Below are 21,473 nucleotides of genomic sequence, written 5' to 3' on the forward strand. Positions count from 1 at the left end.
GTGCCGTGGCCCCGACGGTGCGCGTGGAGCGAAAGAAACGAAAGGTGTATCAGAGCATGGCTCAGACCTACGCAGGCCAGAAGCGCATTCGCAAATTCTATGGCAAAATCCGTGAAGTATTGGAAATGCCGAACCTCATCGAGGTTCAAAAATCTTCCTATGACCTTTTCCTGAAATCAGGCGACCAAGACACGCCTTTGGATGGTGAAGGCATCAAGGGTGTTTTCCAGTCGGTTTTCCCGATCAAAGATTTCAACGAAACTTCGGTTTTGGAATTCGTTAAATACGAATTGGAAGCCCCGAAGTTTGATGTCGAGGAATGCCAAAGCCGCGATTTGACTTATGCTGCGCCGCTCAAGGTGACCTTGCGTTTGATCGTATTTGATGTTGACGAGGATACGGGCGCAAAATCCGTCAAAGACATCAAAGAGCAAGATGTGTTCATGGGCGATATGCCTTTGATGACGCCAAATGGCACGTTCATCGTGAACGGCACCGAACGCGTGATCGTCAGCCAAATGCACCGTTCCCCTGGTGTGTTCTTCGACCATGACAAAGGCAAAACCCATTCTTCGGGCAAGCTTTTGTTTGCTTGCCGCATCATTCCTTATCGCGGCTCTTGGTTGGATTTCGAGTTTGACGCCAAGGACATCGTATTTGCGCGCATTGACCGCCGCCGCAAATTGCCAGTGACCACGCTGCTTTATGCACTTGGTTTGGATCAAGAAGGCATCATGGATGCCTATTATGACACTGTGATGTTCCGCTCTGTTAAGAACAAAGGTTGGGCAACCAAGTTCTTCCCCGAGCGCGTGCGCGGCACCCGTCCTACATTTGATCTTGTTGATGCAGCCACGGGTGAAGTCATCGCTGAGGCAGGCAAGAAGATCACCCCGCGCGCCGTGAAGCAGCTGATTGATGAGGGTAAAGTCTCCGAGCTGTTGGTGCCTTTCGATCACATCGTGGGCCGCTTTGTTGCGAAGGATATCATCAACGAAGAAACTGGCGCGATTTATGTCGAAGCTGGGGACGAGTTGACATGGGAAACCGACAAGGATGGCAATGTCACGGGCGGCACGCTGAAGGATCTGATGGATGCGGGCATCACCGACATCCCCGTTCTCGACATCGATAACATCAATGTTGGCGCCTATATCCGCAACACTATGGCCGTTGATAAGAACATGAACCGCGAAGGCGCGTTGATGGATATCTATCGGGTCATGCGCCCAGGCGAGCCACCAACCGTTGAAGCGGCAAGCGCCCTCTTTGACACGCTGTTCTTCGACAGCGAGCGCTATGATCTGTCTGCCGTTGGTCGCGTGAAGATGAACATGCGCCTCGATCTCGATGCGCCTGACACAACCCGCATTCTGCGCCGCGAAGATATCGTTGCCTGCATCAAGGCCTTGGTCGAACTGCGCGATGGCAAGGGCGACATTGACGATATTGACCATTTGGGCAACCGCCGCGTGCGTTCGGTGGGTGAATTGATGGAGAACCAGTATCGCGTGGGCCTGCTTCGTATGGAGCGCGCGATCAAGGAACGTATGTCCTCGGTCGAAATCGATACTGTGGTGCCACAGGATCTGATCAACGCGAAACCCGCCGCTGCGGCTGTTCGCGAATTCTTTGGCTCAAGCCAGTTGTCTCAGTTCATGGACCAGACCAACCCACTGTCGGAAGTCACCCATAAGCGCCGCTTGTCGGCTCTTGGGCCTGGCGGTCTGACGCGCGAGCGTGCAGGGTTCGAGGTTCGTGACGTTCACCCAACCCATTACGGCCGTATGTGCCCGATTGAAACGCCTGAAGGGCCGAATATTGGTCTGATCAACTCGCTTGCGACCTTCGCGCGGGTGAACAAATACGGCTTCATCGAAACCCCATATCGCCGCGTTGTGGACACCAAAGTGACCGATGAGGTCGTCTACATGTCCGCGACCGAAGAAATGCGCCACACAGTTGCGCAGGCCAACGCCACTTTGGACGCAAGCGGCAAGTTCATCAATGATCTGGTGAACACCCGTCAATCGGGCGAATACACGCTTGCACCGCGCGATCAGGTTGACCTGATTGACGTATCGCCCAAGCAGTTGGTTTCGGTTGCTGCCTCGCTCATTCCATTCTTGGAAAACGATGACGCGAACCGCGCTTTGATGGGCTCGAACATGCAACGTCAGGCGGTTCCGCTGTTGCAAGCTGACGCGCCTTTCGTGGGCACAGGCATCGAAAGTGTTGTCGCACGCGATTCTGGTGCGGCGATCATGGCCAAACGTGGCGGGATCATCGACCAAGTGGATGCAGAACGTATCGTTGTGCGCGCCACCGAAGATCTGGAACTGGGCGATGCTGGCGTGGATATCTACCGCCTTCGTAAATTCCAGCGCTCAAACCAGAACACCTGCATCAACCAGCGCCCCTTGGTGAAAGTGGGCGATCGTGTTGGCAAAGGTGAAGTGATTGCCGATGGCCCCTCGACCGATATGGGCGAATTGGCCTTGGGTAAGAACGTGGTCGTGGCGTTTATGCCATGGAACGGCTACAACTACGAAGACTCGATCCTCATTTCCGAGCGCATCGTGCGTGATGATGTTTTCACCTCGATCCATATCGAGGAATTCGAAGTTGCTGCCCGTGACACTAAGCTTGGGCCTGAGGAAATCACCCGCGACATTCCAAACGTAGGGGAAGAAGCCCTTCGCAACCTCGATGAGGCGGGCATCGTCTATATCGGCGCCGAAGTTGGGCCGGGTGACATTCTTGTTGGTAAGATCACGCCAAAGGGTGAAAGCCCAATGACCCCAGAAGAAAAACTTCTGCGGGCGATCTTTGGCGAAAAAGCGTCTGATGTGCGTGATACATCGTTGCGCCTGCCACCCGGTGATTTCGGGACAGTCGTGGAAGTGCGCGTTTTCAACCGCCATGGTGTCGACAAGGACGAGCGCGCGCTGCAAATTGAGCGCGAGATTGTCGAGCGTCTGGCACGCGACCGTGATGACGAGTTGGCAATTCTTGAGCGCAACATCTATGCGCGTCTCAAGTCCATGCTGCTTGGCAAAACTGCGGTAAAAGGGCCAAAAGGCGTCAAAGCAGGGTCTGAGATCACGGAAGAGTTGCTTGAAACGCTCAGCCACGGCCAGTGGTGGCAGCTTGCCCTTGGTGATGAGAAGGACGCCGCTGAAGTAGAGGCGCTGAACCAACAGTTTGACGCACAGAAGCGCACCTTGGATCACCGTTTTGAGGATAAGGTCGAGAAAGTTCGCCGCGGCGATGACCTGCCTCCAGGCGTGATGAAAATGGTCAAAGTCTTTATCGCCGTGAAGCGCAAGCTTCAGCCAGGTGATAAGATGGCGGGCCGTCACGGCAACAAGGGTGTGATCTCGAAAGTGGTTCCGATGGAGGATATGCCTTTCCTTGCAGATGGCACCCCTGTCGATTTCGTTCTGAACCCTCTCGGCGTGCCTTCGCGTATGAACGTGGGTCAGATTTTGGAAACCCATATGGGTTGGGCCGCACGCGGTCTGGGTCTGAAGATTGACGAAGCCTTGGACGAATATCGCCGCTCTGGTGACATGACGCCTGTGCGCGATGCCCTCAAAATCGCTTATGGTGATGAGGTGTATGGCGAGGCCTTTGCCGATCTGGACGACACAGCATTGGTTGAGTCCGCTTCAACCGTGACCCGCGGTGTTCCGATTGCAACGCCTGTATTTGACGGTGCAAAAGAGGCCGATGTAAACGATGCGCTGACCCGCGCGGGCTTTGACACATCGGGCCAATCGGTTCTTTACGATGGCCGCACGGGTGAGCAATTCGCCCGTCCCGTCACCGTGGGTGTGAAATACCTGCTGAAACTGCATCACCTCGTGGATGACAAAATCCACGCGCGCTCGACAGGGCCATACAGCCTTGTCACCCAACAGCCGCTCGGCGGTAAGGCGCAATTCGGTGGGCAGCGCTTCGGTGAGATGGAGGTCTGGGCCTTGGAGGCTTATGGCGCTGCATACACCTTGCAGGAAATGCTCACTGTTAAGTCGGATGACGTTGCAGGCCGCACCAAGGTCTATGAATCGATCGTCAAAGGCGAGGACAATTTCGAAGCAGGCGTGCCTGAATCGTTCAACGTTCTCGTCAAGGAAGTGCGTGGCCTCGGCCTCAACATGGAACTCCTGGATGCGGAGGATGAAGAGTAAGCGGTTGGCGGGGCCCGTCCCCGCCGCTGCCTGATCCCCCATCTCTCTGCCCGAATTCAAGGATTTGAAAATGAACCAGGAACTCACGAACAACCCGTTCAACCCGCTTGTCGCGCCAAAAGCGTTTGACGAGATCAAAGTCTCGCTTGCCAGCCCTGAGCGTATTCTCAGCTGGTCGTATGGCGAGATCAAAAAGCCTGAGACGATCAACTACCGCACCTTTAAGCCCGAGCGTGACGGCCTGTTCTGCGCGCGGATCTTTGGGCCCGTAAAAGATTACGAATGTCTGTGCGGCAAATATAAGCGCATGAAGTATCGTGGCGTTGTCTGCGAAAAATGTGGCGTTGAGGTGACCTTGCAAAAGGTGCGCCGCGAACGCATGGGCCATATCGAATTGGCTGCACCTGTTGCGCATATTTGGTTCCTGAAATCGCTGCCATCCCGCATTGGTCTGATGCTGGATATGACGCTGCGTGATCTGGAGCGGATCCTGTATTTCGAAAACTATGTGGTGATTGAGCCAGGTCTGACCGATCTGAGCTATGGTCAGCTCTTGTCCGAAGAAGAATTCCTGGATGCGCAGGACGCCTATGGGGCGGATGCGTTCCAAGCGAATATCGGCGCGGAAGCAATCCGCGAAATGCTTGCCAATATCGACCTTGAGGCTGAAGCAGCACAGTTGCGCGAAGACCTTAAGGAAGCCACCGGTGAGTTGAAGCCGAAGAAGATCATCAAGCGCCTCAAGATCGTTGAAAATTTCATCGAGTCTGGCAACCGCCCAGAATGGATGGTGCTGACAGTGATCCCCGTGATCCCACCAGAGTTGCGTCCGCTTGTGCCGCTGGATGGTGGTCGTTTCGCGACATCGGATTTGAACGATCTTTATCGCCGCGTGATCAACCGCAACAACCGTCTAAAGCGTCTGATCGAATTGCGCGCACCTGACATCATTATCCGTAACGAAAAGCGGATGTTGCAGGAATCTGTGGATGCGTTGTTTGACAATGGCCGCCGTGGTCGCGTGATCACAGGTGCCAATAAGCGCCCGCTGAAATCGCTGTCTGATATGCTCAAGGGCAAGCAGGGTCGTTTCCGTCAAAACCTTTTGGGTAAGCGGGTCGACTTCTCGGGTCGTTCGGTCATTGTGACGGGCCCAGAGTTGAAACTGCACCAGTGTGGCCTGCCAAAGAAAATGGCGTTGGAACTGTTCAAGCCGTTTATCTATTCGCGCCTTGAAGCCAAGGGCCTGTCTTCGACAGTCAAGCAAGCCAAGAAATTGGTTGAAAAAGAGCGGCCCGAAGTTTGGGATATCTTGGACGAAGTGATCCGCGAGCATCCCGTTCTTTTGAACCGCGCGCCGACCTTGCACCGCTTGGGCATTCAGGCATTCGAGCCTGTCTTGATTGAAGGTAAGGCTATTCAGCTGCACCCCTTGGTCTGTTCTGCGTTTAACGCAGACTTTGACGGCGACCAGATGGCCGTTCACGTTCCATTGAGCCTTGAAGCGCAGCTTGAAGCCCGCGTTTTGATGATGTCCACGAACAACGTTCTGTCGCCTGCAAACGGCGCGCCGATCATTGTTCCGTCTCAGGACATGGTTTTGGGTCTCTACTATGTGACCATGGAACGCGAAGGCATGAAGGGTGAAGGCATGTCCTTCTCCTCCATCGAGGAGGTCGAGCACGCCCTGACCGCAGGTGAGGTGCATCTGCACGCCAAAGTGACCGCGCGCATCAAGCAAATTGATGACGAGGGCAACGAGGTTTATCAGCGGTTTGAAACCACGCCTGGCCGCTTGCGCATTGGCGCGCTTCTACCGCTAAACGCAAAAGCGCCGTTTGAATTGGTGAACCGCTTGCTGCGCAAAAAAGAAGTGCAGCAGGTCATCGACACTGTCTATCGCTATTGCGGTCAAAAAGAGAGCGTCATTTTCTGTGACCAGATCATGAGCCTTGGTTTCCGTGAAGCGTTCCGTGCTGGTATCTCCTTCGGTAAGGACGACATGGTTGTTCCTGACACGAAATGGACGTTGGTTGATGAAACCCGCGACCAAGTGAAGGAATTCGAACAGCAATATATGGACGGTCTCATCACCCAAGGTGAGAAATACAACAAGGTGATTGATGCGTGGTCGAAGGCCAATGACAAGGTCACTGACGCGATGATGGCGACCATCTCGGCCAAGAAATTCGATGAGAATGGCGCAGAGTCCGAACCAAACTCCGTTTACATGATGGCCCACTCGGGCGCGCGGGGTTCTGTGACGCAGATGAAGCAGCTGGGTGGTATGCGCGGTCTGATGGCCAAACCATCGGGCGAGATCATCGAGACGCCAATCATCTCGAACTTTAAGGAAGGTCTGACCGTTCTTGAATACTTCAACTCGACCCACGGCGCCCGTAAGGGTTTGTCTGACACGGCGCTTAAAACGGCGAACTCGGGCTACTTGACCCGCCGTTTGGTGGACGTGGCGCAGGATTGTATCGTGCGTATGGTCGATTGCGGCACTGATGCCACAATCACCGCTGAAGCAGCGATCAATGATGGCGAGGTTGTCTCTTCATTGGCAGAGCGGATTTTGGGCCGCTCGGCTGGCGAAGACGTCATCGCACCTGCAACGGGCGAAGTAATCGTCTCCAAGGGTGAGCTGATTGACGAGCGCAAGGCAGATGCGGTGGAAGCCGCCGGTCTGGCATCGATCAAAATCCGTTCGCCTTTGACCTGTGAGGCGGAAGAGGGTGTTTGCGCCGTCTGTTATGGTCGTGACCTTGCACGCGGCACCCGTGTAAACGTGGGTGAAGCGGTCGGTATCATCGCGGCTCAGTCCATTGGTGAACCTGGCACGCAGCTGACGATGCGCACATTCCACATTGGTGGGGTTGCACAAGGTGGCCAGCAGAGTTTCCAAGAAGCTGGTCAAGAAGGCAAAATTGAGTATCGCAACGCCAACACGCTGAAGAACGCCGCAGGCGATGTGATCGTTGTTGGCCGCAATATGCAGATTGCTATCATTGATGATAACGGGGTCGAGCGCGCCGCGTTCAAACTGGGTTACGGCACCAAGGTGCATGTGGCCGAGGGCGCCAAAGTGTCTCGTGGCGACCGCTTGTTTGAGTGGGATCCATATACCCTTCCAATCATCGCTGAGAAATCGGGCACAGTGAAATATGTCGACCTCGTCAGTGGCATCGCAGTTCGCGATGAAACCGATGACGCGACTGGCATGACCCAGAAGATCGTGATGGATTGGCGCGCTGCGCCAAAGGGCAATGAACTTAAGCCCGAAATCTTGATCGTGGGTGCCGATGGCGAACCTGTGCGCAATGATCAGGGCAACCCTGTGACCTATCCGATGTCGGTGGACGCCATTCTTTCGGTGGAAGATGGCCAATCTGTTGAGGCGGGTGATGTTGTGGCCCGTATCCCGCGCGAAGGTGCAAAGACCAAGGACATTACCGGTGGTCTGCCGCGCGTTGCGGAATTGTTCGAGGCCCGCCGTCCAAAAGACCACGCCATCATCGCAGAGGTTGATGGTTATGTGCGCTTTGGCCGTGACTTCAAAAACAAGCGCCGCATCAGTGTTGTGCCTGTTGATGAGTCAATGGAGCCCGTGGAATACATGGTTCCAAAAGGCAAGCACATCCCCGTTGTTGAAGGTGATTTCGTTCAGAAGGGCGATTACATCATGGACGGCAACCCTGCACCGCATGATATTTTGCGGATCATGGGGATCGAGGCTTTGGCAGATTACCTCATTGACGAGGTGCAGGATGTCTATCGTCTGCAAGGTGTGAAGATCAACGATAAGCATATCGAAGTGATCGTGCGCCAGATGTTGCAGAAGATTGAAATCCTCGACTCAGGCGAGACAACGCTGCTGAAGGGTGAGCATGTCGACAAGGCGGAATTCGATGAGGAGAACGCCAAAGTCGAAGCCCGTGGTGGTCGTCCAGCGACAGGTGAGCCCGTGCTGCTTGGTATCACTAAGGCCAGCTTGCAGACTCGTAGCTTTATCTCTGCGGCGTCCTTCCAAGAGACAACCCGCGTTCTCACCGAGGCTTCGGTGCAGGGCAAGCGTGACAAGTTGGTTGGCCTCAAGGAAAACGTCATCGTGGGTCGCTTGATCCCTGCGGGCACAGGCGGCGCGACACAGCGTGTTCGCCGCATCGCAGCCGAGCGTGACAACAAGGTGATTGAGGCGGCCCGCGCTGAGGCAGAAGCCGCTGCAGCCCTTGCTGCGCCAAGCGAAGCTGATCTGGCCGATGCTACTGCAGACGCTGCAAGCGAAGGCGAAGAGTAAGAGCATCTTGCGCTATGCGCAGTAAGCTATTGAAGCGCCCCGTTGCGATCTCGCAATGGGGCGTTTCCTTTTTTATACCGCCTCTTTTCCGATGCGCGCCCATCCCGTAAGCTTGGGGTGCTAAACTGGGAATGAAAGCGGCATATGGCCAAGGATTTATCCAATCAGATTGTGGGCGTCTGCCGTTTTTCCTATGCGGGCGAAGGTGGCTTTGCTTCGGCCACGATGGAGCAATGGGCGCTAGAGGCCATGCTCTATGATCCTGCTCGCATGAAGCAGCGCTTTGTGTTGTTTGAACAAATCTGCCTCCCGTCCTTGGCCGCTCAAACGGATCAGGATTTCAAATTGATCGCTTTGATCGCGGATACGATGCCCTATCGGTGGCGGCGGCGTCTGAAGGATTTGATGGCCCCTTATCCCTTCCTGCAGGTTTGCACCCTTGAGGCAGCGGGGCCTCTAAACTCCACCCGCCGCGCCTTTCGGCGTGGGTGGGATCGGCATTCGAAATTCATCACGGGGTTTCGCATTGATGATGATGATGCTGTGGCCTGTGACTATATCGCCAAGACCCGCGCGGTCGCAGATCAGTTGTTGGAACTGGGGTGGGCTGATGAAGACACCCCTGCCGCTATCGCCTTTCATCGGGGCATTTATTGGAACATGAATTCCCAAGAAAAACCCTATTGGGAATTTTCGGAAATCGGCCCTTTGGGATTGGCCAGCGCGATGGTCACGCATAATGACAGTCTCGCCAATGTTTATCGGTGGAACCATCGCAAGATTGCGGCCAATGTGCGCACATGGTGCGATCCAAATGATGTGATGTTCGTGCGCACGCTGCATGGGGTGAATGACAGTGATCGTTCTATCCCCCCCACTGCCGAGTTGATGGAGATCACCAAAGCACAAACCCTGATGCGCGACCGCTTTGCGCTGCAACCGATCAAGACCCTTGCTGCGCTTGCACGATTGCGCGAAAATGACCCCAATAGTGACGATGACTGAGCCTAGATTTCCGCTCAGACCACAAGGAGCGCGGTTTTTGACACCCAATATCAAGGGCGCATTGCTGATGTCAGGCGCCATGGCCGCCTTTACGCTCAATGATACATTGGTGAAACTGGTCACCCAGACTGTGCCACTGTTTCAGATGATCTTTTTGCGGGGGGTTCTGACAGCCATTATGATGGTGGCCCTGCTTTGGTGGATGGGGCAGCTGCGCTTTCACATTCCACCTGTGGATCGCGGCAAGGTGATCGGCCGCATATTGGCCGAAATAGCCGCCATGATCACGTTTATGATTGCATTGATCCATATGCCCTTGGCCAATGTTGCCGCAATTCTGGCGGCTCTGCCGCTAAGTGTGACATTGGTTGCCTTTCTCGTGTTCCGCGAACCTGTGGGGTGGCGGCGGATGCTGGCCATTACGGTTGGTTTTGCGGGTGTCATGTTGATCGTAAAACCCGGGGGCGAGGGGTTCACTATCTACTCCATCTATGCGCTGATGACTGTGGGTTTCGTGACCATTCGTGATCTTCTGACCCGCCGCTTGTCACCCGAGGCCCCCTCGATGGGTGTGGCATTTATTACGGCCGTTGCTGTTGGCCTATCGGGTGGGGTTTTGTCCATCAGTGAAGATTGGCAACCGATCAACATGATTGAGGCGACCTATATCATTGGCGCTGCAATCTGCATCATTGGGGGTTATCTGTTTTCTATCATGACCATGCGGGTGGGTGAAATTGGCGTGGTCGCGCCGTTTCGCTATACAGCCCTTGTTTGGGCGCTGATTTTGGGGTTCCTCGTGTTTGGGGATTGGCCCGATCTTTTGACCTTACTTGGGGCTGCGATTGTCGTGGCCTCGGGCATTTTCACGCTACTGCGTGAACATCGCGTGGCGCGCCGTGCTGAACGGTTGGCGGCCTCGCTGACGGCAACCGCAGTGGCCGATGCCCCAATATCTGGCCCGTCTCAAATGCAGCGGGACTAGCGCAGACCCTGCCGCTGTTGACACCCCATACGATTCCCCCTATACGCCGCGCCATGAGCGGCATTTTGCGCCTTGCGCGAGCTTGCCCGAGATACAGAACTGAGTGGTCATGATCCAGGCGATTTGATGCCTCGATCCTCTGAGAATTCCACCGCGGCGGCCTCCAGGTAGGGAAAGGGCGCTTGCGGTTTTGGTGTTTTGCATACGCAAGATGCCCTTTGACATGAGCAAGACGGGGAACCGAATGCCTACGATTCAACAGCTGATCCGTAAACCACGGCAGCCCAAAGTAAAACGCTCCAAGTCGCAGCACTTGGAATCCTGCCCGCAGAAGCGCGGCGTATGCACACGCGTCTACACCACGACGCCAAAGAAGCCGAACTCGGCTATGCGTAAGGTTGCCAAGGTGCGCCTGACGAATGGTTTTGAGGTCATCAGCTACATTCCTGGTGAGAAACACAACCTCCAAGAGCACTCTGTTGTTCTGATCCGTGGCGGCCGTGTGAAAGACCTTCCAGGTGTGCGTTATCACATTCTGCGCGGTGTGCTTGATACGCAGGGCGTTAAAGATCGCCGTCAGCGTCGTTCGAAATATGGCGCGAAGCGTCCGAAGTAAGAGGATACAGACATGTCCCGTCGTCACAGCGCTGAAAAACGCGAAGTTTTGCCCGATGCCAAATTTGGTGATCGTGTTCTGACAAAGTTCATGAATAATCTGATGATCGATGGTAAAAAATCGGTCGCAGAAAAGATCGTTTACAACGCGTTTGATCGCGTTGAGCAGCGTCTCAAGCGCGCGCCTGTGGAAGTGTTCCACGAAGCGCTCGACAACATCAAACCTGCTGTTGAAGTGCGCTCCCGCCGTGTGGGCGGTGCGACCTATCAGGTTCCTGTTGAAGTGCGCCCTGAGCGCCGTGAAGCGCTTGCGATCCGCTGGCTGATCAACGCGGCCCGTGCTCGTAACGAAAACACCATGGAAGAGCGCCTTGCAGGCGAATTGGTGGATGCGGTCAACGCACGCGGCGCAGCCGTTAAGAAACGTGAAGACACCCACAAGATGGCGGATGCGAACAAAGCGTTCAGCCATTATCGTTGGTAATTTTAATTCTAGCCTGAGGACCACCAGATGGCACGCGAATATCCGCTGGAGCGCTACCGCAACTTTGGGATTATGGCCCATATTGACGCGGGCAAAACCACAACCACAGAACGTATCCTGTATTACACAGGCCGCTCGCACAAGATCGGCGAAGTGCATGATGGCGCGGCCACCATGGACTGGATGGAGCAGGAGCAGGAGCGTGGGATCACCATTACCTCCGCTGCGACCACCACGTTCTGGCAGTGGCAGGAAGACCCATCCGCGGAAGGCACTTCGGACACGAAGTTCCGCTATAACATCATCGACACACCCGGACACGTTGACTTCACCATCGAAGTTGAGCGTTCTTTGGCTGTTCTCGATGGCGCGGTTTGCTTGCTTGATGGTAACGCAGGCGTTGAGCCTCAGACGGAAACCGTTTGGCGTCAGGCGGATCGCTACAAGGTTCCCCGTATCGTGTTCGTCAACAAGATGGACAAGATTGGCGCTGACTTCTTCAACTGCGTGAAGATGATCAAAGACCGCACAGGTGCAACACCTGTTCCTGTGAACTTCCCCATCGGTGCCGAAGACAAGCTGGAAGGCATTGTCGACCTGGTCACGATGGAAGAATGGGTTTGGCAAGGCGAAGACCTTGGTGCATCTTGGAAGCGCCAGCCAATCCGCGCTGACTTGCGGGATACGGCTGACGAGTGGCGCTCGATCCTGATCGAGAATGCGGTTGAGCAGGACGATGCGGCGATGGAAGCCTATCTCGAAGGCAACGAGCCAGACATCGCAACCCTGCGCAAACTGATCCGTAAAGGCACCTTGTCCTTGAGCTTTGTGCCTGTATTGGGCGGTTCTGCGTTCAAGAACAAAGGCGTTCAGCCTTTGCTCAACGCTGTGATTGACTTCTTGCCCGGCCCTCTCGATGTGGTCGACTACATGGGCTTTAAGCCAGGCGATGAGACGGAAACTCGTAACATTGCACGCCGCGCAGATGACAACATGGCCTTTGCAGGTCTGGCGTTCAAAATCATGAACGACCCGTTTGTTGGCTCCTTGACCTTTACCCGTATCTACTCGGGCAAATTGGAAAAGGGCGGTTCTATCCTCAATGCGACCAAAGGCAAAAAAGAGCGTGTTGGTCGTATGATGATGATGCACTCCAACAACCGCGAAGAGATTGATGAGGCCTTTGCAGGCGACATCATCGCCTTGGCCGGTCTGAAAGAAACCACAACAGGTGACACGCTTTGTGATGCGGCAGATCCTGTGGTTCTCGAAACCATGACCTTCCCCGATCCCGTGATCGAGATCGCGATTGAGCCAAAGACAAAGAACGACCAAGAGAAAATGTCTCAAGGTCTTCAGCGTCTGGCGGCAGAAGACCCCTCCTTCCGTGTGGAAACTGACCTTGAATCAGGCCAGACCATCATGAAGGGCATGGGCGAATTGCACCTCGACATTCTGGTGGATCGTCTAAAGCGTGAATTCAAAGTGGAAGCGAATATTGGTGCGCCTCAGGTGGCCTATCGCGAAACCATTGGTCACGCGGTTGAGCATACCTACACCCACAAGAAGCAGTCGGGTGGTTCGGGTCAATACGCCGAAGTCAAGTTGGAAATCACGCCAACTGAACCTGGCGAAGGCTATAGCTTTGAGTCGCGCATCGTTGGTGGTGCTGTTCCTAAGGAATACATCCCTGGTGTTGAAAAGGGCATCCAGTCCGTTATGGACTCTGGCCCGCTCGCAGGCTTCCCTGTGATCGACTTCAAAGTCGCGCTTTTGGACGGTAAATTCCACGATGTGGACTCCTCCGTTCTCGCCTTCGAAATCGCATCTCGTATGTGTATGCGCGAAGGTCTGAAAAAAGCAGGCGCGAAACTGCTTGAGCCGATGATGAAGGTCGAGGTGATCACCCCTGAAGAATACACAGGGTCGATCATTGGCGATTTGACATCGCGCCGTGGTCAGGTTTCTGGCCAAGAGCCACGCGGTAACGCTGTTGCGATCAATGCCTTCGTTCCGTTGGCGAATATGTTCGGCTACATCAACACTCTGCGTTCGATGTCTTCGGGCCGCGCGCAGTTCACCATGCTGTTCGATCACTACAATCCTGTTCCGCAGAACATCTCGGACGAGATTCAATCGAAATACGCCTAAACCAGGGTGGCGGGGTGAACCCCGCCCTACCCACCAACCGTAGGGCGGGCAGTTTCCCGCCGCTCTGAACAAGACAAGGAGGCCATCATGGCAAAGGAAAAGTTTGAACGTAATAAGCCGCACGTGAACATTGGCACGATTGGTCACGTTGACCACGGCAAGACGACACTGACAGCGGCGATCACGAAGTATTTTGGTGATTTCAGAGCGTATGATCAGATTGACGGCGCCCCTGAAGAGAAGGCGCGCGGGATCACGATTTCGACTGCGCATGTTGAGTATGAGACAGATGCGCGTCACTACGCGCATGTGGACTGCCCTGGTCACGCTGACTATGTGAAGAACATGATCACCGGTGCGGCGCAGATGGACGGCGCGATCTTGGTTGTGAACGCGGCGGACGGCCCTATGCCACAGACGCGCGAGCACATTTTGCTTGGTCGTCAGGTTGGTATCCCTGCGATGGTTGTTTACATGAACAAAGTCGATCAGGTTGATGACGAAGAGTTGTTGGAACTTGTTGAGATGGAAATCCGCGAGCTTCTGTCTTCTTACGACTTCCCTGGCGATGACATTCCTGTTGTTAAAGGGTCTGCTTTGGCGGCGATGGAAGGCCGTGACGCAGAGATCGGTGAGAACTCGATCCGCGCGTTGATGGAAGCTGTTGACAGCTACATCCCAACGCCTGCACGCGCAGTTGACCAGCCATTCTTGATGCCAATCGAAGACGTGTTCTCGATTTCTGGCCGCGGCACCGTTGTGACGGGCCGTGTTGAGCGTGGTGTGATCAATGTGGGTGACGAGATTGAGATCGTTGGTATCCGCGACACCTCCAAGACGACCTGCACAGGCGTTGAGATGTTCCGCAAGCTGCTTGACCGTGGTGAAGCGGGCGACAATATCGGCGCGCTTCTGCGTGGTGTTGATCGTGAGGGCGTTGAGCGTGGTCAGGTTCTCTGCAAGCCAGGTTCTGTGAAGCCACACACGAAGTTCGAAGCTGAGGCTTATATCCTCACGAAAGAAGAAGGTGGTCGTCACACCCCGTTCTTCGCGAACTACCGTCCTCAGTTCTACTTCCGCACCACGGACGTTACCGGCACTGTGACCCTGCCTTCTGGCACGGAAATGGTTATGCCCGGCGACAACCTGAAGTTCGAAGTCGAGCTGATCGCCCCCATCGCGATGGAAGATGGTCTGCGCTTCGCCATCCGCGAAGGCGGCCGCACAGTCGGCGCAGGCGTGGTCTCCAAAATCATCGCTTAAGATTTGAGATTGGCACGCGGGGGAAACCCCGTGTGCCAACTTCACCCGCTGGGTGCAATATCGCACCCAAATTGAAACCGGTTCGACGAGGGGATGTGGTGACACATTGCCCTCCTCTCAATCGTAAAGGATCAGAGTAATGGCCATTCAAAGCCAAAACATCCGTATCCGCCTCAAGGCGTTTGATTACCGCGTTCTGGATGCCAGCACGCAGGAAATCGTGAACACCGCCAAGCGGACGGGTGCACAGGTGCGCGGGCCTATCCCGCTGCCAAACAAGATCGAAAAATTCACTGTTCTGCGTGGGCCTCACATCGACAAGAAGAGCCGCGACCAGTGGGAAATTCGCACCCATAAGCGTCTGTTGGATATTGTTGATCCAACACCACAGACTGTGGATGCATTGATGAAGCTCGACCTCGCCGCTGGCGTGGATGTCGAGATCAAGGTCTAAGGGGGGCATCGGATATGTTGCGCTCTGGAGTGATCGCTAAAAAATTGGGTATGACCCGCCTGTTCATGGAAGATGGTCGTCAGATCCCTGTGACCGTTTTGCAATTGGATGGTCTTCAGGTTGTGGCACAGCGCACCACTGACAAAGATGGCTACACTGCCATCCAGCTCGGTGCAGGTTCCGCAAAAGCAAAGCGCGTTTCGGCGCCAATGCGCGGCCATTTCGCCGCTGCAAAGGTTGAGCCTAAGCGTAAGCTTGCGGAATTCCGTGTTGACCCTGAGAATTTGGTGGCCGTTGGTGAAGAAATCACCGCAGACCATTATTTCGAAGGCCAATTCGTTGACGTGTCTGGCACCTCGACTGGTAAAGGTTTCGCGGGTGCGATGAAGCGCCATAACTTCGGCGGTTTGCGTGCGTCTCACGGCGTGTCGATCAGCCACCGTTCGCATGGTTCGACAGGTCAGTGTCAAGATCCTGGTCGCGTGTTTAAGGGCAAGAAAATGGCAGGCCATTTGGGTTCGGTGCGCGTCACCACTCAAAACCTGCAAGTTGTTCGCACCGATGCAGATCGTGGCTTGATCATGGTCAAAGGCGCTGTTCCTGGCACCAAAGGTGGTTGGGTGACCATCAAAGACGCGGTGAAAAAGCCATTCCCTGAGAATGCTGTTTTGCCTGCTGCTTTGAAATCCGCCGCCGCCGCAGCTGCGCCTGCAACCGAGGCCCCCGCAGAGGACGCCCCTGCCGAGGGAGGTGAAGCATAATGAAACTTGACGTCATTAAATTGGACGGTGGCAAAGCGGGATCTGTTGATCTTGGCGATGACATTTATGGTCTTGAGCCCCGTGCTGACATCCTGCACCGCGTTGTCCGTTGGCAGCGTAACAAGGCGCAGGCCGGCACGCACAAGGTTAAAACCCGTTCTGAAGTCAGCTATTCGACCAAGAAGATCTATCGCCAAAAGGGCACTGGTGGCGCGCGCCACGGGTCTCGTAAGGCGCCGATCTTCCGTAAGGGTGGCATTTACAAAGGCCCAACCCCACGCAGCCATGCGCACGAGCTTCCTAAGAAGTTCCGTAAGCTTGGTCTGAAGCACGCTTTGTCTGCCAAAGTGGCAGCAGGCGAGTTGGTGATCATCGAAGCAGCGGCCATGGCCGAGGCGAAAACCGCGCAATTGGCCAAGCAGGTGAAGAACCTTGGTTGGAAGCGTGCCTTGATCATTGACGGTGCAACGGTTGATGCGAACTTCGCCCAAGCGGCGCGTAACATCGAGGGTCTCGATGTGCTGCCATCCATGGGCGCGAATGTCTATGACATCCTCAAGCGCGACACTCTGGTGTTGACGAAGGCGGGTGTCGAAGCACTGGAGGCTCGCCTAAAATGAGCACGAAGCCAGAACATTATGACGTGATCCGCCGCCCGATCATCACGGAAAAAGCCACTATGGCCTCCGAGAACAATGCGGTTGTGTTCGAAGTTGCGATTGATGCGAATAAACCTCAGATCAAGGAGGCTGTTGAAAGCCTGTTTGGTGTGAAGGTGAAAGCGGTCAATACAACTGTCACCAAAGGCAAGAACAAGCGTTTCCGTGGCATCGCGGGCACCCGTAAGGATGTCAAGAAGGCCTATGTAACGCTGGAAGAAGGCAACACAATCGACGTGGCCACAGGTCTTTGATCTGTCCCACGTTCGGGCGTTTTGCCTGATCTGACCTCAGCGAGGCCCCGACTGCGGATGCGGTTGGGGCCTTGTTCATCGCAAAGGCGGCTGCACAGTCGGGAAGGGGCCTTGACCTTAGGGCGTCACTTTCCTACACAGCGCCATCGCGATAGCCCCAGATTCGTCTGGGGCTTTGCTGTTGTTCGCATGAACGACATTTCACTGGGACCTTCGGGGCCCTCATTTATCGGTCACCCAATTCGGGGGACTTACAACATAGGTGGGTTTTTAATGACCTGCCGTTAGCAAACGGAAGACAGAAAGCATGGCACTTAAGTCGTATAAGCCGACGACGCCGGGCCAGCGCGGGCTGGTGCTGATCGACCGTTCGGAGCTGTGGAAAGGACGTCCTGTCAAATCCCTGACTGAGGGTTTGACGAAAAAGGGCGGTCGGAACAATACCGGACGGATTACCGCACGCCGCCGCGGTGGTGGCGCGAAGCGTCTCTATCGTATCGTGGATTTCAAGCGTCGTAAATTTGACGTCACAGCCACGGTTGAACGGATCGAATACGATCCTAACCGCACCGCCTTCATCGCGTTGATCCGCTACAGCGATGGCGAGCAGGCCTATATCCTCGCGCCACAGCGTTTGGCTGTTGGGGATGCGGTTGTCGCCTCTGCAAAAGCAGATATTAAGCCCGGTAACGCAATGCCATTTTCTGGCATGCCCATCGGGACAATCGTTCACAATATCGAATTGAAGCCCGGTAAGGGTGGCCAAATCGCACGCGCGGCGGGCACGTATGCCCAGTTCGTTGGTCGTGACGGTGGCTATGCTCAGATCCGCCTCTCTTCTGGTGAATTGCGTCTGGTGCGTCAGGAATGCATGGCAACCATTGGTGCCGTGTCAAACCCTGACAACTCGAACCAAAACCTTGGTAAAGCGGGCCGCGTCCGCCACATGGGCAAGCGTCCAAGCGTCCGTGGTGTTGCGATGAACCCAATCGATCACCCACATGGTGGTGGTGAAGGCCGCACATCTGGTGGCCGTACGCCAGTTACCCCATGGGGTAAGGATACCAAGGGCACCCGCACCCGCAACAAGAACAAGGCATCGCAGAAGCTGATTATCCGCTCGCGTCATGCCAAGAAGAAAGGGCGTTAATAGATGAGCCGTTCTGTATGGAAAGGCCCTTTTGTCGACGCATACGTCCTCAAGAAGGCAGAAAAAGCGCGGGAGTCTGGGCGCAACGAAGTGATCAAAATCTGGTCGCGCCGTTCAACCATCCTGCCACAATTCGTTGGCCTCACCTTTGGTGTCTATAACGGGCAAAAGCACATCCCCGTGAACGTCACTGAAGACATGATCGGTCAGAAATTCGGTGAATATTCTCCAACGCGCACCTATTACGGGCACGCTGCGGATAAGAAAGCGAAAAGGAAGTAAGCCATGGGCAAGGATAAGAATCCCCGCCGCGTGGCGGACAATGAAGCGATGGCAAAACTGCGCATGTTGCGCACAAGCCCGCAGAAATTGAACCTCATCGCGCAAATGATCCGTGGGAAGAAAGTTGACAAGGCTTTGACCGCGTTGACCTTCTCCAACAAGCGCATCGCGATTGACGTGAAGAAATGCCTTCAGTCTGCCATTGCGAATGCTGAAAACAACCACAGCCTTGATGTGGATGAATTGGTCGTTGCCGAAGCATATGTCGGCAAGAACCTGATCATGAAGCGTGGTCGTCCACGTGCCCGTGGTCGGTTTGGCCGCATCCACAAGCCGTTCTCTGAACTAACCATCAAGGTTCGCCAGGTCGAGGAGCAAGCGTAATGGGTCATAAGGTAAATCCAATTGGCATGCGCCTGCAGGTCAACCGCACTTGGGACAGCCGCTGGTATGCGGACACCAAGGATTACGGCAACCTGTTGCTCGAAGATCTGCGTATGCGTGAATTCGTGGCGAAAGAGTGCAAGCAAGCTGGTGTCTCCAAAGTCATCATCGAGCGTCCGCACCGCAAGTGCCGCGTCACCATCCACACCGCTCGCCCTGGTGTTATCATCGGGAAAAAAGGTGCGGATATTGAAGGCCTGCGCAAAAAGCTGGCCGCAATGACCGACAGCGAATTGCACCTCAACATCGTTGAAGTGCGCAAGCCAGAAGTTGATGCGGCATTGGTGGCAGAGTCCATCGCGCAGCAGCTTGAGCGCCGCGTTTCGTTCCGCCGCGCAATGAAGCGCGCCGTGCAGAACGCGATGCGCATGGGTGCCTTGGGTATCCGTGTTAACGTGGCTGGTCGCTTGGGTGGCGCTGAAATCGCCCGCACCGAATGGTATCGTGAGGGCCGCGTGCCGCTTCACACATTGCGCGCAGACATTGACTACGCGCATGCAGAAGCGTCCACACCTTACGGGATCATTGGGATCAAGGTCTGGATCTTCAAGGGTGAAATCCTTGAGCATGATCCATCGGCGCGTGATCGCCGTTTGGCCGAAATGCAGGATAGCGGTGGGGCACCACGCCCGCGCCGTGATCGCTGAGGAGTTTGACAGATGCTGCAACCAAAGCGCACAAAATTCCGCAAGATGCACAAAGGCCGCATCAAGGGTGAAGCAAAAGGCGGGTCTGACCTGAACTTTGGCACCTTTGGCCTGAAAGCCCTTCAGCCTGAGCGCGTTACCGCGCGCCAGATCGAAGCTGCCCGCCGCGCCCTGACACGCCACATGAAGCGTCAAGGTCGTGTATGGATCCGCATCTTCCCTGACACCCCTGTAACTTCGAAACCAACCGAAGTGCGTATGGGTAAAGGTAAAGGTTCGGTCGATTACTGGGCATGCAAGGTCAAACCAGGCCGTGTTATGTTTGAGATTGACGGCGTTAACGAAGAAATCGCACGCGAGGCGCTGCGCCTTGCCGCGATGAAGCTGCCAATCAAAACACGCACAGTGGCACGCGAAGACTGGTAATTTCAGCTTCGCTTGTGAAAATCAAAACCCCCGCAGAGCAATCTGCGGGGGTTTTTCTTTAGTCCCAACGATAATTAAAGCTGACGCTGATCCGCTCATCCTCGGCCATATTCATCGGCACCTCATGGCGCAACCAGCTTTCCCAGAGCAGCACATCACCGACATTTGGCTTTACATAGATAAAGGGCTGTAATTCTGCGCGTGCGGTCTTGGCCCGCGTTGGGGCCGCCATCATGCGCGACAGGCGCGGGTCTTCCAGTTTCAACGCCGATGCACCTTCGGGCATTGCAACATATGTTGTCCCCGAAATTACCGAATGCGGATGAATATGCGAGCTATGCGTGCCGCCTTCGGGCAGGATGTTGATCCATAAATCCTCAAGAACCAGAGCGCGGCCATCCAAATCGAATTCCAAATCCTTGACGAATTCCGCGACATGATGATCGAGAATTTTCACCAAATCCGCAAAGATCGGAAAGCGCCAAGGCAGATCGGTGAGCGAGGCATAGGACGTATATCCAGGATATCCGTTTTCCTCGCACCATGTTTGACCCGCTTCGTCATCCTCTGCGATAACGAGGCAAGATTGCTCTAACTCGGCCAAATCAAGCTGAGGGGCTGCCTCGTGCAGATTGCCGTGATAGAGGCGTGTGACGAATAAGGATGATATCTGTGCCATAGGCCTTCCTTAGATCAAGATGCGCCAAGCCGCGCGGAACGGATGACGGAACCATAGCCTAGGTCTAGGTGCGGGGCGAGGGTAGACCACAACAGCCTTTGAAAAACGCGGATAAATTCCCCCGTGGGGTTGCCATATGCCCAAGATGCGCGTATGTGCCGCCTCTATCCACCTACTCCAACGGAATCAGGGTGACGCTTTTTGCGGCCCTCCGTTGATTGTTGAAAAGGAAGACCAACGCGATGAACGCGCAAGACCTACGTGATAAAACGCCTGACCAGCTGCGTGATCAGCTTGTTCAGTTGAAGAAGGAAGCGTTTAACCTGCGCTTCCAACAGGCCACTGGCCAATTGGAAAACACCGCCCGTATGCGCCAAGTGCGCCGTGACGTGGCCCGTGTGAACACGATTCTATCTCAGAAGGCAGCAGCAGCCGCAGGGGAGGCCAACTAATGCCCAAACGTATCCTGCAAGGTGTTGTCACCTCTGATCAGAATGAACAAACCGTCACCGTGTCTGTAGAGCGCCGCTTTACGCACCCAGTGATGAAGAAGACGGTTCGTAAGTCCAAGAAGTATCGGGCCCACGATCCGCAGAACCAATTCAAAGTTGGCGATATCGTCCGCATTCAGGAATGTGCGCCAATTTCGAAGTCGAAACGCTGGGAAGTCATCGCAAACTAAGCGCTGAATTTCAGTTTAACGAAACCCTGGGGGTAATGT

The 21,473-nt window shown here is 55.0% G+C and carries 20 protein-coding genes; 19 read left to right on the plus strand and 1 reads right to left on the minus strand.

What is annotated here, in order from left to right; translation table 11 throughout:
* The first annotated feature begins 56 nt into the window (after nucleotides 1-56).
* From rpoB to rplP, 17 genes are all read left to right on the plus strand, one after another.
* Nucleotides 57-4,193, plus strand: coding sequence for a DNA-directed RNA polymerase subunit beta (gene rpoB, locus I3V23_10460; GenBank protein QPI84992.1), 4,137 nt, complete (start codon nucleotides 57-59; stop codon nucleotides 4,191-4,193).
* Between the two features lie 70 nt (nucleotides 4,194-4,263).
* A complete protein-coding gene (gene rpoC / locus I3V23_10465; GenBank protein QPI84993.1) occupies nucleotides 4,264-8,493 on the plus strand; it encodes a DNA-directed RNA polymerase subunit beta' in 4,230 nt (1,409 codons plus the stop codon).
* 144 nt (nucleotides 8,494-8,637) lie between these two features.
* Entirely contained in the window at nucleotides 8,638-9,498 is an 861-nt protein-coding gene (locus I3V23_10470; GenBank protein QPI84994.1) for a hypothetical protein, read from the plus strand.
* The gene (locus I3V23_10475; GenBank protein QPI84995.1) at nucleotides 9,491-10,483 is read left to right on the plus strand and encodes a DMT family transporter; all 993 of its coding nucleotides are present in this window, start codon (nucleotides 9,491-9,493) and stop codon (nucleotides 10,481-10,483) included. Before I3V23_10470 ends, I3V23_10475 begins: the two co-directional genes overlap by 8 nt.
* A gap of 244 nt (nucleotides 10,484-10,727) precedes the next feature.
* Nucleotides 10,728-11,099: a 30S ribosomal protein S12 gene (locus I3V23_10480; GenBank protein ID QPI86790.1), complete on the plus strand. Its 372-nt coding sequence runs from the start codon at nucleotides 10,728-10,730 to the stop codon at nucleotides 11,097-11,099.
* A 12-nt stretch (nucleotides 11,100-11,111) separates the two neighbouring features.
* A complete protein-coding gene (gene rpsG, locus I3V23_10485; GenBank protein QPI84996.1) occupies nucleotides 11,112-11,582 on the plus strand; it encodes a 30S ribosomal protein S7 in 471 nt (156 codons plus the stop codon).
* 27 nt (nucleotides 11,583-11,609) lie between these two features.
* Nucleotides 11,610-13,733 (plus strand): elongation factor G, encoded by a 2,124-nt coding sequence (gene fusA / locus I3V23_10490; protein QPI84997.1) that lies wholly within the window; start codon nucleotides 11,610-11,612, stop codon nucleotides 13,731-13,733.
* A gap of 87 nt (nucleotides 13,734-13,820) precedes the next feature.
* Nucleotides 13,821-14,996 (plus strand): elongation factor Tu, encoded by a 1,176-nt coding sequence (gene tuf / locus I3V23_10495; protein ID QPI84998.1) that lies wholly within the window; start codon nucleotides 13,821-13,823, stop codon nucleotides 14,994-14,996.
* A gap of 145 nt (nucleotides 14,997-15,141) precedes the next feature.
* Nucleotides 15,142-15,450 (plus strand): 30S ribosomal protein S10, encoded by a 309-nt coding sequence (rpsJ, locus tag I3V23_10500; GenBank protein ID QPI86791.1) that lies wholly within the window; start codon nucleotides 15,142-15,144, stop codon nucleotides 15,448-15,450.
* A 14-nt stretch (nucleotides 15,451-15,464) separates the two neighbouring features.
* Nucleotides 15,465-16,211: a 50S ribosomal protein L3 gene (rplC, locus tag I3V23_10505; GenBank protein ID QPI84999.1), complete on the plus strand. Its 747-nt coding sequence runs from the start codon at nucleotides 15,465-15,467 to the stop codon at nucleotides 16,209-16,211.
* Entirely contained in the window at nucleotides 16,211-16,831 is a 621-nt protein-coding gene (rplD, locus tag I3V23_10510) for a 50S ribosomal protein L4 (GenBank protein ID QPI85000.1), read from the plus strand. The genes rplC and rplD overlap by 1 nt, the downstream gene beginning before the upstream one ends.
* Nucleotides 16,828-17,124 (plus strand): 50S ribosomal protein L23, encoded by a 297-nt coding sequence (locus tag I3V23_10515; GenBank protein QPI85001.1) that lies wholly within the window; start codon nucleotides 16,828-16,830, stop codon nucleotides 17,122-17,124. Before rplD ends, I3V23_10515 begins: the two co-directional genes overlap by 4 nt.
* A gap of 307 nt (nucleotides 17,125-17,431) precedes the next feature.
* On the plus strand, nucleotides 17,432-18,274 hold the full coding sequence (gene rplB / locus I3V23_10520) for a 50S ribosomal protein L2 (GenBank protein QPI85002.1): 843 nt from the start codon (nucleotides 17,432-17,434) through the stop codon (nucleotides 18,272-18,274).
* A gap of 3 nt (nucleotides 18,275-18,277) precedes the next feature.
* Nucleotides 18,278-18,556 (plus strand): 30S ribosomal protein S19, encoded by a 279-nt coding sequence (gene rpsS / locus I3V23_10525; GenBank protein QPI85003.1) that lies wholly within the window; start codon nucleotides 18,278-18,280, stop codon nucleotides 18,554-18,556.
* Nucleotides 18,557-18,559: 3 nt separating this feature from the next.
* Nucleotides 18,560-18,940 (plus strand): 50S ribosomal protein L22, encoded by a 381-nt coding sequence (gene rplV / locus I3V23_10530; protein ID QPI85004.1) that lies wholly within the window; start codon nucleotides 18,560-18,562, stop codon nucleotides 18,938-18,940.
* Nucleotides 18,940-19,647, plus strand: coding sequence for a 30S ribosomal protein S3 (gene rpsC, locus I3V23_10535; GenBank protein ID QPI85005.1), 708 nt, complete (start codon nucleotides 18,940-18,942; stop codon nucleotides 19,645-19,647). The genes rplV and rpsC overlap by 1 nt, the downstream gene beginning before the upstream one ends.
* A gap of 12 nt (nucleotides 19,648-19,659) precedes the next feature.
* Nucleotides 19,660-20,073 carry a 50S ribosomal protein L16 gene (rplP, locus tag I3V23_10540; GenBank protein ID QPI85006.1) on the plus strand — a complete coding sequence of 138 codons (414 nt, stop codon included), beginning with the start codon at nucleotides 19,660-19,662 and terminating at the stop codon, nucleotides 20,071-20,073.
* Between the two features lie 58 nt (nucleotides 20,074-20,131).
* Here rplP and I3V23_10545 read toward each other — a convergent pair whose 3' ends face one another.
* A complete protein-coding gene (locus I3V23_10545; protein QPI85007.1) occupies nucleotides 20,132-20,752 on the minus strand; it encodes a 2OG-Fe(II) oxygenase family protein in 621 nt (206 codons plus the stop codon).
* Between the two features lie 242 nt (nucleotides 20,753-20,994).
* Here I3V23_10545 and rpmC point away from each other — a divergent pair, with 242 nt between their 5' ends.
* Both rpmC and rpsQ read left to right on the plus strand, forming a co-directional pair.
* Nucleotides 20,995-21,204, plus strand: a complete 210-nt coding sequence (rpmC, locus tag I3V23_10550) for a 50S ribosomal protein L29 (GenBank protein ID QPI85008.1) — start codon at nucleotides 20,995-20,997, stop codon at nucleotides 21,202-21,204.
* Nucleotides 21,204-21,434 carry a 30S ribosomal protein S17 gene (gene rpsQ / locus I3V23_10555; GenBank protein ID QPI85009.1) on the plus strand — a complete coding sequence of 77 codons (231 nt, stop codon included), beginning with the start codon at nucleotides 21,204-21,206 and terminating at the stop codon, nucleotides 21,432-21,434. The genes rpmC and rpsQ overlap by 1 nt, the downstream gene beginning before the upstream one ends.
* Nucleotides 21,435-21,473 lie beyond the last annotated feature (39 nt).

Source organism: Rhodobacterales bacterium HKCCA1288 (assembly GCA_015693905.1).
Lineage (GTDB): Bacteria > Pseudomonadota > Alphaproteobacteria > Rhodobacterales > Rhodobacteraceae > M30B80.

Bases quoted from the DNA above. Each gene is read 5' to 3' on its own strand.
- rpoB (QPI84992.1), top strand. From the start codon at position 57: ATGGCTCAGACCTACGCAGGCCAGAAGCGCATTCGCAAATTCTATGGC.
- rpoC (QPI84993.1), top strand. From the start codon at position 4,264: ATGAACCAGGAACTCACGAACAACCCGTTCAACCCGCTTGTCGCGCCA.
- I3V23_10470 (QPI84994.1), top strand. From the start codon at position 8,638: ATGGCCAAGGATTTATCCAATCAGATTGTGGGCGTCTGCCGTTTTTCC.
- I3V23_10475 (QPI84995.1), top strand. From the start codon at position 9,491: ATGACTGAGCCTAGATTTCCGCTCAGACCACAAGGAGCGCGGTTTTTG.
- I3V23_10480 (QPI86790.1), top strand. From the start codon at position 10,728: ATGCCTACGATTCAACAGCTGATCCGTAAACCACGGCAGCCCAAAGTA.
- rpsG (QPI84996.1), top strand. From the start codon at position 11,112: ATGTCCCGTCGTCACAGCGCTGAAAAACGCGAAGTTTTGCCCGATGCC.
- fusA (QPI84997.1), top strand. From the start codon at position 11,610: ATGGCACGCGAATATCCGCTGGAGCGCTACCGCAACTTTGGGATTATG.
- tuf (QPI84998.1), top strand. From the start codon at position 13,821: ATGGCAAAGGAAAAGTTTGAACGTAATAAGCCGCACGTGAACATTGGC.
- rplC (QPI84999.1), top strand. From the start codon at position 15,465: ATGTTGCGCTCTGGAGTGATCGCTAAAAAATTGGGTATGACCCGCCTG.
- rplD (QPI85000.1), top strand. From the start codon at position 16,211: ATGAAACTTGACGTCATTAAATTGGACGGTGGCAAAGCGGGATCTGTT.
- I3V23_10515 (QPI85001.1), top strand. From the start codon at position 16,828: ATGAGCACGAAGCCAGAACATTATGACGTGATCCGCCGCCCGATCATC.
- rplB (QPI85002.1), top strand. From the start codon at position 17,432: ATGGCACTTAAGTCGTATAAGCCGACGACGCCGGGCCAGCGCGGGCTG.
- rpsS (QPI85003.1), top strand. From the start codon at position 18,278: ATGAGCCGTTCTGTATGGAAAGGCCCTTTTGTCGACGCATACGTCCTC.
- rplV (QPI85004.1), top strand. From the start codon at position 18,560: ATGGGCAAGGATAAGAATCCCCGCCGCGTGGCGGACAATGAAGCGATG.
- rpsC (QPI85005.1), top strand. From the start codon at position 18,940: ATGGGTCATAAGGTAAATCCAATTGGCATGCGCCTGCAGGTCAACCGC.
- rplP (QPI85006.1), top strand. From the start codon at position 19,660: ATGCTGCAACCAAAGCGCACAAAATTCCGCAAGATGCACAAAGGCCGC.
- I3V23_10545 (QPI85007.1), bottom strand. From the start codon at position 20,752: ATGGCACAGATATCATCCTTATTCGTCACACGCCTCTATCACGGCAAT.
- rpmC (QPI85008.1), top strand. From the start codon at position 20,995: ATGAACGCGCAAGACCTACGTGATAAAACGCCTGACCAGCTGCGTGAT.
- rpsQ (QPI85009.1), top strand. From the start codon at position 21,204: ATGCCCAAACGTATCCTGCAAGGTGTTGTCACCTCTGATCAGAATGAA.